The sequence below is a fragment of the Streptomyces sp. rh34 genome (assembly GCF_002551245.1).
Classification (GTDB): domain Bacteria; phylum Actinomycetota; class Actinomycetes; order Streptomycetales; family Streptomycetaceae; genus Streptomyces.
The window spans coordinates 1-15,566 of sequence record NZ_NTGZ01000178.1 but is presented as its reverse complement, the minus strand read 5'-3'; the positions used below and the strand labels follow the sequence as shown (position 1 = coordinate 15,566).

Below are 15,566 nucleotides of genomic sequence, written 5' to 3'. Positions count from 1 at the left end.
CACGGCGACCGCTCGGGCCAGCCCGTCCAGCGCCACGGCGGCCCGTCGCCGGCGAGGGACGACCGCCCGCCGGTGCAGGGCGGCGTACCCGTCCGCCTCGATGGCGTCGAGGATGCCGCTGTACAGCACGAACGCCGTACGGATACAGGGCCGCGAGACCGGGGCGAGCATCGCGACGCCGGGCAGGGCGGCCCGGTACACGGTCCGGTTGTGGGCCGCGGCGGCCCGCAGGACGTCGGTGATCCGGCTGTCCCGCGCCCCCGTGCTCCGGCTCCACTCGAAGCGCTCCCGGTCCACCCCGTGGGCCGCCAGCAACTCGGCCGGCAGGTAGAGCCGCCCCCGGTCGAGGTCCTCGCCCACGTCCCGCAGGAAGTTGGTCAGCTGGAAAGCGACACCGAGCGCGGCCGCGTGCGGTGCCGCCTCCTCGCGCGGCCCCACCGTCCCGAGCACCGGCAGCATCTGAAGGCCGATCACCGCCGCCGATCCGTGCATGTAGCGGCCGAGCTCCTCGTACGAGGCGTACCCGCCGACCGTCAGATCGCTGCGCATGGAGGACAGGAAGTCGGTGAAGTGCCGATGATCGATGCCGTACCTCCCCGCCGTGTCCGCGAGCGCGCGGATCACCGGCTCGGCCGCCCGGTTCCCCCACAGCCCCGACTCCAACTGGGCCTCCAGCGCCAACAGGGCGCGGGCGCGCTCGCCGGGCGTGGCCGTGGTGTCGAGATCGTCGACGATGTCGTCGGCCCAGCGGGCGAAGCCGTACAGGGCGTGGACGGCCGGCCGCCGGTCGACCGGAAGGAGCCGGGTCGCGAGGAAGTACGTCTTGCCGTGACGGGCGTTGAGAACACGGCAGCGGGTGTACGCGGCACGGAGGGCGGGGTCGTGGATACCCGCTGCGTCGAGTTCGCGGACGGTCATACGCGGGAGCCTCCCGGGGCAGAGTGCGGGGCGGCCCGGGGGCCGGTGATCCTCTCCGCCGCCAGCTTCCCGGAGATCAGGACGGTCGGCACCCCGACGCCGGGCGTCGTGCCGCAGCCGGCGAGCACGGCGTTGACCGTGCCCCGCACCAGGTTGCGCGGGCGGAAGGGGCCGGTCTGGGGGAAGGTGTGGGCCACCGAGAAGGGGGTTCCCGCCGCATGCCCCCGCGCGGTCCAGTCGACCGGCGTGACCAGCCCCTCCTCCTCGATCGCCGCGCCGAGACCGGGCATCTCGCGGCGCTCCAGCTCGGCCAGCAGCTCGTCCCGGTAGCGGGGCCCCAGCTCCCGCCACTCCCGCACCCCCGGGCCGACCTGGGTGTTCGGACAGGGCGCCAGCACGTAGTGGAGGTGCTTGCCCGGCGGCGCGAGGGAGGGGTCGCTCGCGGTGGGCCGGGTGATGAGAAGCGAGGGATCCGACATCAGCGTCCCGGTGCGGGTGAGTTCGTGGAAGGTGCTCTTCCAGGCCCCGCCGAACGAGATGGTGTGGTGCGCCAGATCCGGCCAGGTGCGGTCCGTGCCCGCGTGCAGGACCACCGCGGACGGCGAGTGCCGAAGGGGGAGGAGCCGGTGCGGGCCGCGGCCGAGCAGCCGGTAGCTGATCGGAAGATCGGGGGTCAGCACGACCGCGTCGCAGGGAATGCGCCCCTGGTCGGTGACGACGGCGGTGACACGGTCACCCGAACGCTCCAGCCGTGTCACGCTCTGTCCGTAGCGGAATGAGGCTCCGGCGTCGGCGGCCGCGTCCGCCATCGCGCGGGGCAGCGCGTGCATGCCGCCCCGGGGGAAGTACACCCCGGCCACCGTGTCCATGTAGGCGATGACCGCGTACGCGGCCAGCGCCCGCGCCGGAGGCACACCCGCGTACAGCGCCTGGAAGGAGAAGACCCTGCGCAGCCGTTCGTCCGAGACGAAACGGGCGATGCGCGCGTCGAGCCGCCCGAAACCGCCGAGCGCGGCGAGACGGGCGAGGTCGGGGTGGGCGAGCTGGAGCGGTGAGTCGAAGTTGGTGTCGATGAAACGGCGCATCTGCACCTGGTAGAGCCGCTCCAGCCAGCTACGCAGCCGCCGGTAGCCGACCGCCTGCCGGGCCCCCGCGAACTGCTCGACGGCGGCCTCCATCGCGGCGCCGTCGGTGTGCACGTCGAGCTGGGAGCCGTCGGCGAATCGGGCCCGGTAGGCGGGGTCCAGCCGCATCAGCTCCAGCCGGTCGGCCATCCGCTCCCCGACGGCGGCGAAGGCCTCCTCCACCAGGTCGGGCATCGTCAGCACGGTCGGCCCGGTGTCGATGCGAAATCCGCCCGTTTCCAGCAGTCCGGCCCGGCCCCCGGGCAGGCCGTCCCGCTCGACGACCGTGACGCTGCGGCCCGCGCCGAGCAGATGGAGCGCGGCGGCCAGTCCCGCCAGACCGGCGCCGACCACGACCACGTGGTCGACGGGCCCCTTGACCGTGATCACCTGGCGTTGCCTCCTTCGGCCGTGGTCAGGATCCGGCTGGCGGCTGCCGCCCCGCCGTCGTGGCGCGCCCCGCCGGGGGTGGCGCAGGAGTGGCCGGACCGGTCTCCGGATACCGTGCGCAGCAGATCGAGCAGCTGGCGGCCGCCGTGCGCGTCCACGTCGACGGCCTGTCCCAGACGACGTACCGCGCGGTCGTGAAGGCGCTCCGCCGCCCGCTCCACATGGGCGCGCGCCCCCGTCGCGTCGAGGACGCCGCGTACGTCCACGAGATCCTCCTCGGCGAGGTCGGCGTTGCCGGTGACACGACCGAGGACGGCCAGCGCTTGTTCATCGCCCTCCGCTTCGGCCCACGTCCGGGCGACAGCCAGCAGGTAGGTCGGCTTGCCCTCGCGGACGTCATCGCCGGACGGCTTCCCCGTAAGCGCCGGGTCGCCGAAAACCCCGAGCAGATCGTCCCGCAGCTGAAAGGCGATACCGGCGGACCGGCCGGCGGCACGCAGGGCGTCGGTGGTCCGCTCGTCGGCACCCGCCAGGGCGGCACCGAGCGCCAGAGGCCGCTCGACGGAATACGAAGCGCTCTTGAGCCAGGCGGTCCGCAGGGCCCGCGCCGTCGAGAAACCACCGCTGACCTGACCGCGCAGGTCCAGATACTGTCCGGCGACCATCTCGGTCCGCATGGCCCGCCAGAGAGCGCCGACGCGCCGACGCCGGGTGGCGGACAGCACGGTCTCCGCCACCGTGTCGTCGGCCCAGACCAGCGCGAGATCCCCCGCCAGAACCGCGGCAGAGGAACCGAACGCGGAACCCCGCCCCGACTCCGGCGGGAGCCCCGCGCGCTCGGCCAGACCGATGTGCATGGCAGGCCTCCCCCGGCGAAGCCGCGAGCGGTCCATCACATCGTCATGGATCAGCGCGCAGGTCTGGATCAGCTCCAGCGCCACCCCGAGCCGCAGAGCGGCCGTGGTCTCCGCCGCACCGCACGCGCGCATCCCCCACCACAGGAGGCGGGGCCGCGTCCGCCTGCCGCCGTCGAGCGTGAAGTCGGCGACCCGTCGCGCCAGCTCCTCGGAGAACAGGACGTCGCTCCGCGAGGCCTCGGAGACCCGTTCCTCCAGCACTGCCCGTGCGGTGCGCAGCAGAGCATCGGCCACATCCGAGTCGACGACCCGCGGGTCCTCGGCCGACGGGACAGGGTGGCGGTGCCCGTCCCGCTCGTGGGCCGATGGTGAAGGCTCGCCGAACGAGTGCTCCGTGGGCTGGGGACGGCCCATCTCACGCCCTTCCGAGATCAGTGATGGTGACGAACGACTCGTCAATCCGCACGGACGCGTACCCCGATCGCGTGCCTTCCCGCACCGAGACCAGGAGTTCGTGCCGTGCGGATGCAGGCACTGATACAGAGACGATCACGTCGGCCGCACACTCCCGGGTGAGAAACACCCCGGACACGTGATGGCGGCGCCCACCACGCCCGTATGGCCCACGTGAAGGGGGCGTACCGGCCCGCCCCGGCGGCCCGCACGACGGTGCTCGCCCGCGGCGGCTGCCAGGGCACCGGGCCCGTCACGTCAGCCGGCCGCCCAGTCGCGCAGGGCGCGGGCCGAGTCGAAGTCGGCCACGTTCCGGTCGAGGGGATCGTCGGTGAACTGGTGGATGCGCCAGTCCGCCTCGATACGGGGCCTGCCGGCGGCGACGTAGTCGGCGATCCACAGCCCGTCGCCCGCGTAGCCGGTGGTGTCGTGGTTGAGCCAGAACGAGCGGTTGCAGTACAACAGGACCCGGTGATCGGGCCGTTCCCGCTTCACCGCGCGGATGAACCGGTCCTTGTCCGCGTTGCTCGCCCGCGTCCCGCCGCCGGTCTGTTCCCAGTCGACCGCGAGCAGATCCCCCGCCTTCTCGGGGGTCTTGCTCAGGAAGTACGCCACCTGGTCCGCCACGTCCCCCGGCCAGAGGAAGTGGTAGAAGCCGACGACGCACTCGGCGTCCCTGGCCCGCTTCACCTGCGCGTCCAGACGCGGATTGACATAGGTGCGGCCTTCGGTCGACTTGATGATGACGAAGTCGAGTCCGTCCGTGTCGTAGGAGGGCTGATAGGCGCTGACGTCGACACCGTGGAGCATGGGCACCGCCTCGGAGAATGGGGCAACGACCTCCCTCTCCTGCCCACTCCCCAGGCCCCCCAAGGGCAGATTCACCCTCCCGGGTAACGGACGCGCGCTCCTCGGATGCGGCCGGGTCCGCGGGGGGCGAGAATTGCCGCAAGGACGAGGAGGCGGCATGAGCGAAGACCCCGAATCCGTATCCGCGGCCGTGTCCGGGCCGGAGGGCGTCACGCCCGACCGGCTCCTGCACACGGGCGCGAGCGACCGGCCGAGCGCGGAGGACCTGGTGCTCGCCTCCGGGCGGGACCTGACGCCGAAGACCCTGGAATGGGCGCGGCGCAAGCTGGCCGCCGAGGGGCGGTCGGCCATCGACAAACAACTGCCCTGACGGCCCGGCGGGCCCGCGGGCGCACCCGGTGGGCGGGTGCGCGGAGCGTTACGCCGAGGTGGAGGCGGCAGGGGAGCCGGGGAGCGAGTGGGGCGCGCCCCGGTTCCCTCGGCTAGCCTGAGCGACATATGAACCGTTTGACGACCTCACAGGGCACTTTCGAGCTCGCCCGCTTCCCCGAGCACCCGCGCGACCCCTTCCGTGCGTGGGACGCCGCCGACGAATACCTGCTCCGGCAGCTGACGGACCCCGAGACGGGCTCGGTCGACCTCTCGGGGACGGTCGCGGTCGTGGGGGACCGGTGGGGGGCGCTCGCCACCGCGCTGGCCGCACACCGGCCCGTCCAGATCAGCGACTCCTACCTGGCCCGGCGCGCGACCCTCGCCAACCTCGCCCGCAACGGTCTCGACCAGGACGCGGTCCGGCTGCTGTCCTCGCGCGACACCCCGCCGGACCGGATCGACGTCCTGATCGTCCGGGTACCCAAGTCCCTGGCGTTCCTGGAGGACCAGCTCCATCGGATCGCCCCCACCGTCCACCCCGGCACGGTGATCATCGGCACCGGCATGGTCAAGGAGATCCACACCTCCACGCTCAAGCTCTTCGAGCGGATCATCGGCCCGACCCGCACCTCCCTGGCGGTGCGCAAGGCGCGGCTCATCTTCTGCACCCCGGACCCCGCTCTGCCGCGTACGCCGAGCCCGTGGCCGTACCGCTACGAGCTGCCCGCCGACGTGGGCCCGGTCGCAGGCCTGACCGCCGTCAACCACGCCGGGATCTTCTGCGCGGAGCGCCTCGACATCGGCACCCGCTTCTTCCTGAAGCACCTGCCCACCCGGGGCGGGGCGGTCCGGGTCGTCGACCTGGGATGCGGCAACGGGGTCCTCGGGCTCTCCGCCGCCATCGCCAACCCCGACGCGCACCTCACCTTCGTCGACGAGTCGTACGGGGCGGTCGCCTCCGCCGAGGAGACCTTCCGGGCCGGTGCGCCGGAGGGCGCGAAGGCCGACTTCCTGGTCGGGGACGGTCTCGGCGACCTCGATCCGGGCAGCGTGGACCTGGTGCTGAACAACCCGCCCTTCCACTCGCACATGGCGACCACCGACGCGACGGCCCGCACGATGTTCGCCGGGGCGCGGACCGCCCTGCGCCAGGGCGGTGAGCTCTGGGTCGTGGGCAACCGGCACCTCTCGTACCACACCCACCTGCGCCGGATCTTCGGGAACTGCACCACGGTCGCGGGCGACCCGAAGTTCGTGGTGCTGCGCGCCGTCAAGCGCTGACCGCCAGGCGGCGCACCACACGGCGCCCGCGGCTGTCCGCCGGTCCGTGCGACTGCCGGACGCCCGCCGGCCCTTCCGGATTCTTGCAACACGTTCTACTGTGTGCGCCGCCGCACACGGACGACGCCGAAGCGAGACTCTGGAGGGGCCGTGCACCTCGCATACACGCCTGAGCAGCAGCGGCTGCGTACCGAACTGCGCACCTACTTCGCGACCCTGGTACCCGACAACGCCTACGCCCGCTACGCGGAGCCCGCCGCCCAGAAGCGCTTCTACCGCGACACGGTCCGCAGGCTCGGCGCCGACGGCTGGCTCGGGGTCGGCTGGCCGAAGGAGTACGGCGGCCGGGGACTGACCCCGATGGAACAGTTCATCTTCTTCGACGAGGCCGCTCAGGCCGGCGTACCGCTGCCGCTGATGGCCCTGAACACCGTCGGGCCCACGATCATGCGGTTCGGCACCGACGAGCAGAAGGCCCACTTCCTCCCCGGCATCCTGGCCGGGGAGATCGACTTCGCGATCGGCTACAGCGAACCGGACGCCGGCACCGACCTCGCCGCTCTGAAGACGCGCGCCGTCCGCGACGGGGACGCGTACGTCGTCGACGGACAGAAGATCTGGACCACCAACGGCGACACCGCCGACTGGGTCTGGCTCGCCGTGCGCACCGACCCCGACGCTCCGCCCCACAAGGGCATCACCATGCTCCTCGTCCCCACGAGCGACCCGGGCTACTCCTGCACCCTGATCAACACCCTCGCCTCGCACGACACGGCCGCGAGCTACTACGAGAACATCCGGGTCCCGGTGTCCCGTCGCGTCGGCGAGGAGAACAAGGGCTGGCGGCTCATCACCAACCAGCTCAACCACGAACGCGTCACCCTCGCCGCCCACGGCACGATGGCGGTCCGCGCCCTGCACGACGTCCAGCGCTGGGCGGCCGACACCAAGCTCGCCGACGGCCGCCGGGTCATCGACCTCGGCTGGGTCCGCGCCCTGCTCGCCCGCACCCACACCCGCCTCGACGCGATGAAACTGCTCAACTGGCAGATGGTCGCGGCCCTCCAGGACAGCACGCTCACCCCCCAGGACGCCTCGGCGGTCAAGGTCTACGGCTCCGAGGCCCGCCGGGACGCCTACGCCTGGCTGATGGAGATCGTCGGCTCCGGGGGCGCGCTGAAGGAGGGATCGGCCGGTGCGGTGCTCCACGGTGAACTGGAACGCGGATACCGGTCGGCCGTGATCTTCACCTTCGGCGGCGGCAACAACGAGATCCAGCGGGAGATCATCTCCTGGATCGGGCTGGGCATGCCGCGCGTGCGGCGGTGAGGGGATGTGACCGTCGACGGTGGCCAGCGCGTCGGCGGGCAGGGCGGCAATGCGGGTGACGTGCTGGCCGAACAGGAGTAGGACGGCTCCGGCGGCGTGGACCTCGAGGGGCAACGCGGTGTCGGTGAGGCACTGCTGGAGGAGCTCCCAGTGGGAGTCCTCATCGAGGCCCTCGGGGTCGGCCTTCGGGCGGTGGGGGACGAGCAGGTCGCGGCTGTGGCCGCGGCGGGCGGCCCAGACCACGAAGTCGCGGACCTCGTAGTGGGTGCCGGGGCCGCTGGCGAGCCATGCGTCGACCTCGTGCTGGGTGACGTCGGCGAGTGCCAGACCCCGCTCCCGCATGGCGGTAAGGAACGCGGCGGCCAGGTTGATCCGGGTGTAGGCCCAGCGAATGCGGTGCTTGAGGCTGGCCCGGCGGTGCGCGGCCCTGCGCGCCCGGGGCAGCAGTGACCAGCGGACGTAGGGGCGAAGGAGCAGGGCGTGTTCGGGACGGCGCTCCACGACCCGGGCAAGGTGGCGCTCGATCCGGGCGGGAAGCTCGTCGCGTTCGGGCAGGGCCTGATAGGCGACGAGGACCTCGCGCAGGTAGTCGATGGTCTGTGCGTCGCCGCGTGTCCCGCTGCGGGCCAGCGTCTCCAGGTCGTCGTGGGTCAGCGGCCGTCAGGTGAAGGCGAGGCCGGCCAGGAGCCGGCCGGAGTAGGAGTTGCGGATCCAGTTCAGCGCCGTCCGCGGTTGATCGCACTCGGCGAGCGCCGTGCGCATCCGTGCGTACTGGCCGTCCGGTGCTTCGGCCGCCGGGCCGAGAACGGCGTCGAGTTCGTCCTGGAGGGTGCAGCGGTCGCACAGCCCTCGGACCGTGTAGGAACGCGGGCTCGCGCACCGCGGGCACGCGTACGGGTCGCCGTGGCCCGTGCACGGGCCGCAGACCCGGCGGCGGCCGTCCGTGAAGGCGATCAGCACTCGCTCGTTTTGGCAGACCGGGCATGTGCCGGGGTGAGTGCGGGCCTCGCGGTAGCAGGGCTTGCAGACCGGGCCGAGCGGCCAACGCGCGCAGACGGGAGCATTCGTCTCGCACAACGCGCACCGGGCGGTGGGCGCGGTCGGCAACTCGTACACGGGTCCAGGGCCGCTGGCTTGCCGCACGTCGAGCACGACCTGGTGGCGGAGATGTGGGCGCGCTGGCAGCTCGCGCACCGCTGGTTGGAGGGCCGGGGCCGGGTCTCTCCGCACACGCAGCAGGGACCGGTGTTGCCGCGGGCGGCGAGCACGCCCTCGCACCCGAGGCAGACCCGCCCGCCCGGCACCGCCCGTCGCAGCGGCCGCACACGTCCACAGCGCAGGCAGGACGGCGCCTTCACCCCGGTGATTCCGGCACCCTCAAGGGACGTGATCAGTGCCTGCGTCGAACGCGGCGCGTCGGAGGCCCCGCTGACCAGGGCATCGGGATGCAGGCGAAGGTGGTCGCGGATCCGGGTCCGGGCGGCCGGTGTCATGCCGACGACGATCCGGGCCGCTTCCGGGGCCGGTAGCTCGGGGAGGAACGCGGTGATGCGGCCGGCGAGTTCCGTCCACTCCGGTGGCGGGGCCGACCGGCCGGTCACAGGCCGTCCGGGCGCCGGACGTGCACCCGCCTCGCTGGCGGGGCGACGGCCGGACCGTCCGTGTCGCCCGACGCTGTAGGTTTCGCGACCTGTCGGCGGACCTCCCGGATCTGGATGAGATCCGCTGGCGAGCAGTCCAGGATCCCGCACAGCGCGGCGAGCGTGTCCATCGACAGCCGCTGCGGTGGCTGCGTGACCAGCCGGAACACCGGTCACCCACAGCGCTGGGTGCCCGCCCGGTGAGAAGCCGGGCCGGACTTCGTCCACCCACTCCTCAAGCACCGAGACGATCCAGTCGGCCTCCGGCACGGTGAGTACTGTCCGGCGCTTGGGCGGGCTGCCGCGAGAGGCCTTGCCGAACCGCACCTCCAGTGCGCCGAACCGGCCGTAGTCCTTCGCCCGCGGGTTGTGCCGCAGATCCGACAGGTCCAGCATTGACGTCTCACGGCGCCTGGTGCCGTACGCGTAGACCTGCTTGAGCATCACCGCGTCGCGCCACGCGGCCAGCACGCCCTTGCGGTGCCGCTTGCGCGTTTGCTCGACCCGGTCGTCGGCGGCGTCGAAGAGCTCCTGCAACTCGTCGTAGGTCAACGCCCGTCGGCCGGGCCGGCCCTCGAACTCGGCGACGTGGTCGGCGGTGTTCCAGCCGTGGCAGACCTGTACCGGGAACTGCCCGAACGCCTCCTCGCAGGCCTTGGCCCAGCCGTAGCGGCCGTCAGTGATAAACGCGCAGAACATCTGCAGGTCGCCCTACTGCCCGCGAACCGTGGAGTGGGCCAACGGCGGGTCCAGCGACAGTTGGTGCGAGAAGTAGGCCTCCACGTCCCCCGGCGTCCACTCCCACGGATACGTCGCGGTGAACAGTGCGAACCGGCGCACCAGGCTCAGCCGGTCATCGATCGTCTTCCTGGCCAGCAGCCGGCTCTGTTGCTGTTGCTCCCAGCCCCGCAGCATCGCCCCGAACATCGCCGGGCCCGGGTCCAACGCCCGCACATTTCCTGGCACGACCAGCTGAATCGCACCCGGCACATCGATAGTCCGCACGGCCACCCCCACGGTTGCACTTGATGCAACATCGTGGCTTTTACTGTCCATCACACGAGGCCAGACGCCTCGGCGTCACCTGAACGAGCTACTGCCCGCAGGTCTTCGACCAGGTCAGGACCGTGCCCAGCCGGCCCCACATTGATGCACCCGAAGCAACTCCGCCTATTTGGTCGCGGCCGGGGTGTCACTGAAGGAGGTGGCCCAGTGGTCGCGCCTGCCCGCCGAGGAACTGTCCCGGGTGCTCGCCGCGGGTCGTGGCGAAGACTGACGCCCTTGACGCACCCTGTCCGGAGGAATTCATGGCCCTGACCCGATCGCGCCGACCCGTGGCCCTGGGAGTCATGCTGCTTCTCGCGGCGGTGGGATGCGGCTCGGGTGGACAGGACACATCGGGTGAACGGGGCAACAGCAGGCTGACGGTGTGGCTGACGGTGGACGCGCGCGAGAGCTGGCCGGAGCTGGTGGCCTCCGCCAACACCCGGTTCACGAAGAAGCACCCCGGTGTGGAGGTCGATGTCCAGTACCAGCAGTGGACGACGAAGAACCAGAAGCTCGACGCCGTCCTCGCGGGCCGCAACGCGCCCGACGTGGTGGAGATGGGGAACAGCGAGACCACCAACTACATCGTCAACGACGCCTTCGCCACGGTCGATCCGAAGACCTTCGACCAGTCCGGGCAGTGGCTGCCGGCGCTCGCCGACGCCTGCCGGCTCGACGGCAGGACGTACTGCGTGCCGTACTACGTGGGGGCGCGCGTCGGTGTCTACCGCACCGACTACTTCCAGCGCGCCGGCCTGGCCGCCGCCCCGGGCACGTACCCCGAGCTGATCGCCGCCCTCGACCGGCTCAAGAAGGAGTACGGCACCAAGGACCCCGGCTTCTCCGCCCTCTACATGCCCGGCCGCTACTGGTACGCCGCCATGGGCTTCGTCAAGGACGCCGGCGGCGAGATGGCGGTCGAGAAGGACGGCCGCTGGCAGGGCGACCTCTCCTCACCGAAGTCCGTCGCCGGGCTCACCGCCTGGAAGAAGCTCCTGGACGACTACTACGTCGGAGACCGGGCGAAGGACAACGGTGACCAGCCGGCGGTCGTCGGCCAGGGCAAGGTCGGCGTCTTCTACGGCAACACCTGGGAGGCGGAGGCCGCCGCCGACGCCCGCTCCGGCGGCGATCCGCGTCTCCAGGGCAAGTTCGCCACCTTCGCCTTCCCCGGCCCGTCCGGAGAGCTGCTCCCGCCGTTCCTCGGCGGCTCCACCCTGGCCGTACCCGCCAAGTCGCGGAACCAGGACCTGGCTTCCGACTGGATCCGCCTCTTCACCGACCGGGAGTCGCAGCGGCAGCTCATCGCCGCGAACACCCTCCCCAACAACACCGTCCAGCTCGGCGAGGTCGCCGCCAAAGGCATCAACGGCCCGGCCGCCCAGGCCGCCGCCCGCGGCTGGGTCACGCCCCTCGCTCCCGGCTGGACCTCGGTGGAGAAGTCCAACATCCTGCCGGAGATGCTGGAACGCATCGCCACCGGAAAAGAGTCCGTCCAGGACGCCGCCCGCGAGGCCGACCGCAGGATCGACGCCGTGATCAATGAGCGCTGATCCGGCCCGGCGCTCACCGCGCCCCGTCCTGCCCTACCTTCTGATCGCCCCCGCCCTGATCGCGCTTCTCGTCGTTCTCGGCTACCCGCTGGTCGACATGGTCACCCTGGCGTTCCAGGACATGACGCGCAAGGAGCTGTTCAGCGGCGAGACCCCGCCCTGGGCCGGACTCGACCAGTTCCGCACGATCCTCGGCGACCGGTTCTTCTGGACCGTGACGGGCCGCACGGCCCTGTTCACCGTCGTCTGCGTGACCCTCACGATGGGGTGCGCCCTCCTCGTCGCCCTGCTGATGCGGCGGGCCGCGCCGTGGGCCCGGGCGGTCCTCGCCGGGGTGCTCGTCGCCGTGTGGGCGATGCCGGTGATGGTCGCGGCCGCCGTGTTCCGCTGGCTCTTCGACGCCGATTACGGCGTCGTGAACTGGTTCCTCTCGGCCCTGCCCGGGATCGACCTCGCCCGGCACAACTGGTTCACCGACCCGTGGCAGGGGTTCGCCGTGATCACCGGGGTGGTCGTCTGGGGCGCGCTGCCCTTCGCCGCGATCAGTCTGCACGCGGCGCTCGCCCAGGTTCCGCCGGAGCTGGAGGAGTCCGCCGTCATCGACGGAGCCCGACCCTTCCAGGTCTTCCGTTACGTCACCTTCCCCGTGGTCAAACCGCTGTTCGTGATGGTCACCACCCTCATGGCGATCTGGGACTTCGGCGTCTTCAACCAGATCTGGCTGATGCGCGGAGGCCAGCCGGAGCGCGAGTACTACCTCCTCGGCGTGCACGCCTTCATCGAGTCCTTCGCTGTCAACCGCTACAGCGTCGGTGCCGCCATCGCCCTGGTCACCGTCGTCCTGATGCTCGCGGGCGCCGTGGTCTACCTGCGGCAGATGATGAAACTGGGAGAGACCGAGTGAGCCCGGGACGCAGGCACAGGAAGAACCCCCGGCACCGCCGCCGCTACGATCTCCTCACGCTCCTGGTGGCCGCTGTCGTCGGTTTCCCCGTCTACTGGATGGTCCTCACCGCGTTCCGGCCGGCGAGCGAGATCCTCAGCCTTCCGCCCGAGTTCTGGCCGGGCAGCCCCACCCTCGCCAACTTCACCCGCGCGATGAGCACCGAGACCTTCTGGGCCAACGTCCGCTCCAGCGCCGTCATCGGGCTCGGTACCGTCCTCGTCTCCCTGGTGGTGGGCACCCTCGCCGCGTTCGCCCTCGCCCGGTTCCGCTTCGCCGGCCGCAAGGCGTTCGTCGTCGTGATCCTCACCGTTCAGATGATCCCCCTCGCCGCCCTGGTGATCCCCGTCTACCTGCTCCTCAACGAGGCCGGACTCACCGACAGCCTCGGCGGAGTGATCCTCGTCTACCTCGTCTTCACCCTGCCCTTCACCGTGTGGATGCTGCACGGCTTCATCGCCACGATCCCGGTGGAGCTCGAAGAGGCCGCGATGGTCGACGGCTGCGGCCGGCTCACCGCGTTCGTCCGCGTCGTCCTGCCGCTGCTCGCTCCCGGGCTCGTCGCCACCTCCGTGTTCGCGATGGTCCAGGCGTGGAACGAGTACGTCCTCGTCTACGTGCTGCTCTCCACCCCGGAGAAGCAGACGCTCAGCATCTGGCTGGTCTCCTTCCAGACCAGCTTCGGCACCGACTACGGCGGACTGATGGCGGGTGCCACGCTCACCGCCCTGCCCGTCGTCGTGTTCTTTCTGGCCGTCCATCGCAAGATCGCCGCGGGGCTCGCCACCGGAGCGGTCAAGGGCTGACACGCCTGCCCCGCACCGGAACGACATGTCGGCACAACCCTGTTCACCCGCAGAGGAGAACCCTGTGACGCACGACCGCCTCGACCTCGTCTCCAAGCTGTACCAGCCCACGGACTGGCCTCGGGTCCTTGAGGCCGCCACCGGCAAACCCTCCAGCGCCCCGCTCGTCGTGGACCTCGACCCGACCACGTTCTGCGACCTGGCCTGCCCGGAGTGCATCAGCGGAAAGCTCCTCAACCAGGGCCGGTTCACCCCCGAACGGCTCGCCGCCCTCGCCGAGGAACTCGTCACCATGTCCGTGAGGGGCGTGGTCCTCATCGGCGGCGGGGAGCCCCTGGCCCATCGCGGCACACGGAACGTCTTACGCATACTCGGCGAAGCGGGCCTGTCCATAGGAGTCGTCACCAACGGCACCATGATCCGGCAGAACCTCACCGAGCTCGCCCGGTACGCCACCTGGGTCCGCGTCTCCATGGACGCCGGCACCGCCGAGACGTACGGTCTGTTCCGGCCCGACCGCAAGGGCCGCAGCGTCTTCGACAAGGTGGTCGAGAACATGCGGCTGCTCGCCTCCGAGAAGACCGGGTCGCTGGGCTACTCCTTCCTGGTGATGTCTCGACGGGAACCCGACGGGCGGACCGTCACCAACCACCACGAGGTGCTGCGCGCCGCCGAACTCGCTCACGACATCGGCTGCGACTACTTCGAGACGAAGGCCATGTTCGACGACGACCACCACATCGTTCAGGTCCCCGAGGCGGTGGTGGAATCCGTCGACCGGCAGCTCGCCGAGGCCGCCCGCCTGGAGAGCGATACCTTCCAGCTCGTCAACTCCTCCACCCTCACCGCCCTGCGCAACCACGTGGGACCTGTCCAGCCCAAGGAGTACGACCGCTGCAGGGTCTCCGAACTCCGCACCCTCGTCACCCCCTCCGGGGTGTACGTGTGCGCCTACCACCGGGGCAATCCGCTCGCCCGGATCGGCGACGCCGTCACCGACAACCTCGCCGACATCTGGCGGGACTCGGACCGGGGGATGATCGACCCGAGCCGGGACTGCCGTTTCCACTGCGCGCGCCACCGCTCCAACCTGGAGCTGGAGCGCATCGACCGGGGAGCCGGCGAGCTCCCGCTCGCGGAGGACTACGACCCGTTCCTCTAGGGCCTGTCGTCACCCTGCCGCCCGCCGGGCGGCAGGGTGACGAAACGCTTCAGGCGTACGGCCCTGATCCGCCGGACACCCACGGGCCTCTCTCTCGGCCGGTACCGGTTCCCCGACGGTGCCCGGGGCCGCCGACACGGGTATGACCCGGGCCCGCGGGTGGGAGACGCGCAGCGCCCGCGCGAGCCGCTCCGCCGTCTCCGCCACGGTGTCGGCCGTGCAGACGCCCACCAGCGCACCGCCGCCACCCGCGCCGCTGAGCTTCAGCGGCAGGCCGGCCCGCTGCGAGACCGTCCGCACCTCCTCCAACAGCGGTGTCGACATCCGCTGATGGTCCCGCATGGCCTCGTGGGCGCGGACCATCGCGGCCCCGAGCGCCACCGGGTCCCGGTCTCGCAGCGCGCCCCACACGCGCTCCGACGCGTCGTCGGCCACCGCCCGGTAGGCGGCGAGCGCGGGATCGCCGGCCGCGAGCTGCGCCCGTACGTCCCGGATGTGGTGCCGAGTGTCCTTGCGGGTGCCGGAGTCCACGACGACGACCCGCCACTCGGCCGGGAACTCCATCCGCTCGCGCACGGCCGGGAGGCCGCTCTCGCGGCCGTCGAGGAGGAGGGCACCGCCCTCGACGACAGCGAGATGGTCCATGCCTCCGCCGTGGAACACGGCGAACTCGAACTCGTACGCCCACTGGGCGATCGTGCGGTCACCGACGCGCCGACCGGTGAACGACCGGTCCGTGAACGCCCGGAACAGCGCCACGATCTGCGCCGTGGAGGACGACAGGCCGCTCGCCGCCGGAGCATCGCTGCGTACGGTGACGGCCGGCGGCCGCGGGGCGAGACCGGGCAGCCGCTCACGAAGGAACGCCCACACCTCCCGCG

General features: G+C 71.5%; 15 protein-coding genes and 1 pseudogene. 8 read left to right on the top strand and 8 right to left on the bottom strand.

The annotated features are described in order from the left end of the window. The 4 genes from CR470_RS26655 to CR470_RS26640 form a co-directional block, all read right to left on the bottom strand. Window positions 1–918, bottom strand: a 918-nt coding sequence (locus CR470_RS26655) for a phytoene/squalene synthase family protein (protein WP_097870072.1), incomplete at its 3' end; no start/stop codon positions are given. After that, entirely contained in the window at window positions 915–2,432 is a 1,518-nt protein-coding gene (locus CR470_RS26650; protein WP_097870071.1) for a phytoene desaturase, read from the bottom strand. The genes CR470_RS26650 and CR470_RS26655, both read right to left, overlap by 4 nt. Beyond that, complete coding sequence (locus CR470_RS26645; protein WP_097870070.1) at window positions 2,429–3,703, bottom strand: polyprenyl synthetase family protein; 1,275 nt, start codon at window positions 3,701–3,703, stop codon at window positions 2,429–2,431. The genes CR470_RS26650 and CR470_RS26645 overlap by 4 nt, the downstream gene beginning before the upstream one ends. A 297-nt stretch (window positions 3,704–4,000) precedes the next feature. After that, window positions 4,001–4,552 (bottom strand): GH25 family lysozyme, encoded by a 552-nt coding sequence (locus CR470_RS26640; RefSeq protein ID WP_097870069.1) that lies wholly within the window; start codon window positions 4,550–4,552, stop codon window positions 4,001–4,003. Window positions 4,553–4,709: 157 nt separating this feature from the next. Here CR470_RS26640 and CR470_RS26635 point away from each other — a divergent pair, with 157 nt between their 5' ends. From CR470_RS26635 to CR470_RS26620, 4 genes are all read left to right on the top strand, one after another. Further along, entirely contained in the window at window positions 4,710–4,922 is a 213-nt protein-coding gene (locus CR470_RS26635; protein WP_097870068.1) for a hypothetical protein, read from the top strand. Between the two features lie 128 nt (window positions 4,923–5,050). Then, window positions 5,051–6,205 (top strand): methyltransferase, encoded by a 1,155-nt coding sequence (locus CR470_RS26630; protein WP_097870067.1) that lies wholly within the window; start codon window positions 5,051–5,053, stop codon window positions 6,203–6,205. A 150-nt stretch (window positions 6,206–6,355) separates the two neighbouring features. Next, window positions 6,356–7,534 (top strand): acyl-CoA dehydrogenase family protein, encoded by a 1,179-nt coding sequence (locus CR470_RS26625; protein WP_097870066.1) that lies wholly within the window; start codon window positions 6,356–6,358, stop codon window positions 7,532–7,534. A gap of 96 nt (window positions 7,535–7,630) precedes the next feature. Then, window positions 7,631–7,984 (top strand): hypothetical protein, encoded by a 354-nt coding sequence (locus CR470_RS26620; RefSeq protein WP_097870065.1) that lies wholly within the window; start codon window positions 7,631–7,633, stop codon window positions 7,982–7,984. Between the two features lie 210 nt (window positions 7,985–8,194). Here the strand turns inward: CR470_RS26620 and CR470_RS26615 are convergent, their stop codons facing one another. From CR470_RS26615 to CR470_RS39750, 3 genes and pseudogenes are all read right to left on the bottom strand, one after another. Next, window positions 8,195–8,494 carry a hypothetical protein gene (locus CR470_RS26615; protein ID WP_097870064.1) on the bottom strand — a complete coding sequence of 100 codons (300 nt, stop codon included), beginning with the start codon at window positions 8,492–8,494 and terminating at the stop codon, window positions 8,195–8,197. A gap of 637 nt (window positions 8,495–9,131) precedes the next feature. Next, a pseudogene (locus CR470_RS26610) lies at window positions 9,132–9,344 on the bottom strand (helix-turn-helix domain-containing protein); the annotation flags it as partial. Window positions 9,345–9,885: 541 nt separating this feature from the next. Continuing rightward, window positions 9,886–10,179 carry a hypothetical protein gene (locus CR470_RS39750; protein ID WP_179892382.1) on the bottom strand — a complete coding sequence of 98 codons (294 nt, stop codon included), beginning with the start codon at window positions 10,177–10,179 and terminating at the stop codon, window positions 9,886–9,888. Window positions 10,180–10,481: 302 nt separating this feature from the next. On the opposite strand from CR470_RS39750, the gene CR470_RS26600 reads away from it, so the two are divergent. The 4 genes from CR470_RS26600 to CR470_RS26585 all read left to right on the top strand — a co-directional run bounded on the left by CR470_RS26600 (window position 10,482) and on the right by CR470_RS26585 (window position 14,685). Beyond that, window positions 10,482–11,774 carry an extracellular solute-binding protein gene (locus CR470_RS26600; protein ID WP_179892381.1) on the top strand — a complete coding sequence of 431 codons (1,293 nt, stop codon included), beginning with the start codon at window positions 10,482–10,484 and terminating at the stop codon, window positions 11,772–11,774. Further along, window positions 11,764–12,678, top strand: a complete 915-nt coding sequence (locus CR470_RS26595) for a carbohydrate ABC transporter permease (RefSeq protein WP_097870062.1) — start codon at window positions 11,764–11,766, stop codon at window positions 12,676–12,678. The genes CR470_RS26600 and CR470_RS26595 overlap by 11 nt, the downstream gene beginning before the upstream one ends. 65 nt (window positions 12,679–12,743) lie before the next feature. Beyond that, the gene (locus tag CR470_RS26590) at window positions 12,744–13,523 is read left to right on the top strand and encodes a carbohydrate ABC transporter permease (RefSeq protein WP_097870074.1); all 780 of its coding nucleotides are present in this window, start codon (window positions 12,744–12,746) and stop codon (window positions 13,521–13,523) included. A 64-nt stretch (window positions 13,524–13,587) separates the two neighbouring features. Then, a complete protein-coding gene (locus CR470_RS26585) occupies window positions 13,588–14,685 on the top strand; it encodes a radical SAM protein (RefSeq protein ID WP_097870061.1) in 1,098 nt (365 codons plus the stop codon). A gap of 9 nt (window positions 14,686–14,694) precedes the next feature. Here CR470_RS26585 and CR470_RS26580 read toward each other — a convergent pair. Then, window positions 14,695–15,566, bottom strand: an 872-nt coding sequence (locus tag CR470_RS26580; protein WP_107489501.1) for a mevalonate kinase family protein, incomplete at its 5' end; no start/stop codon positions are given.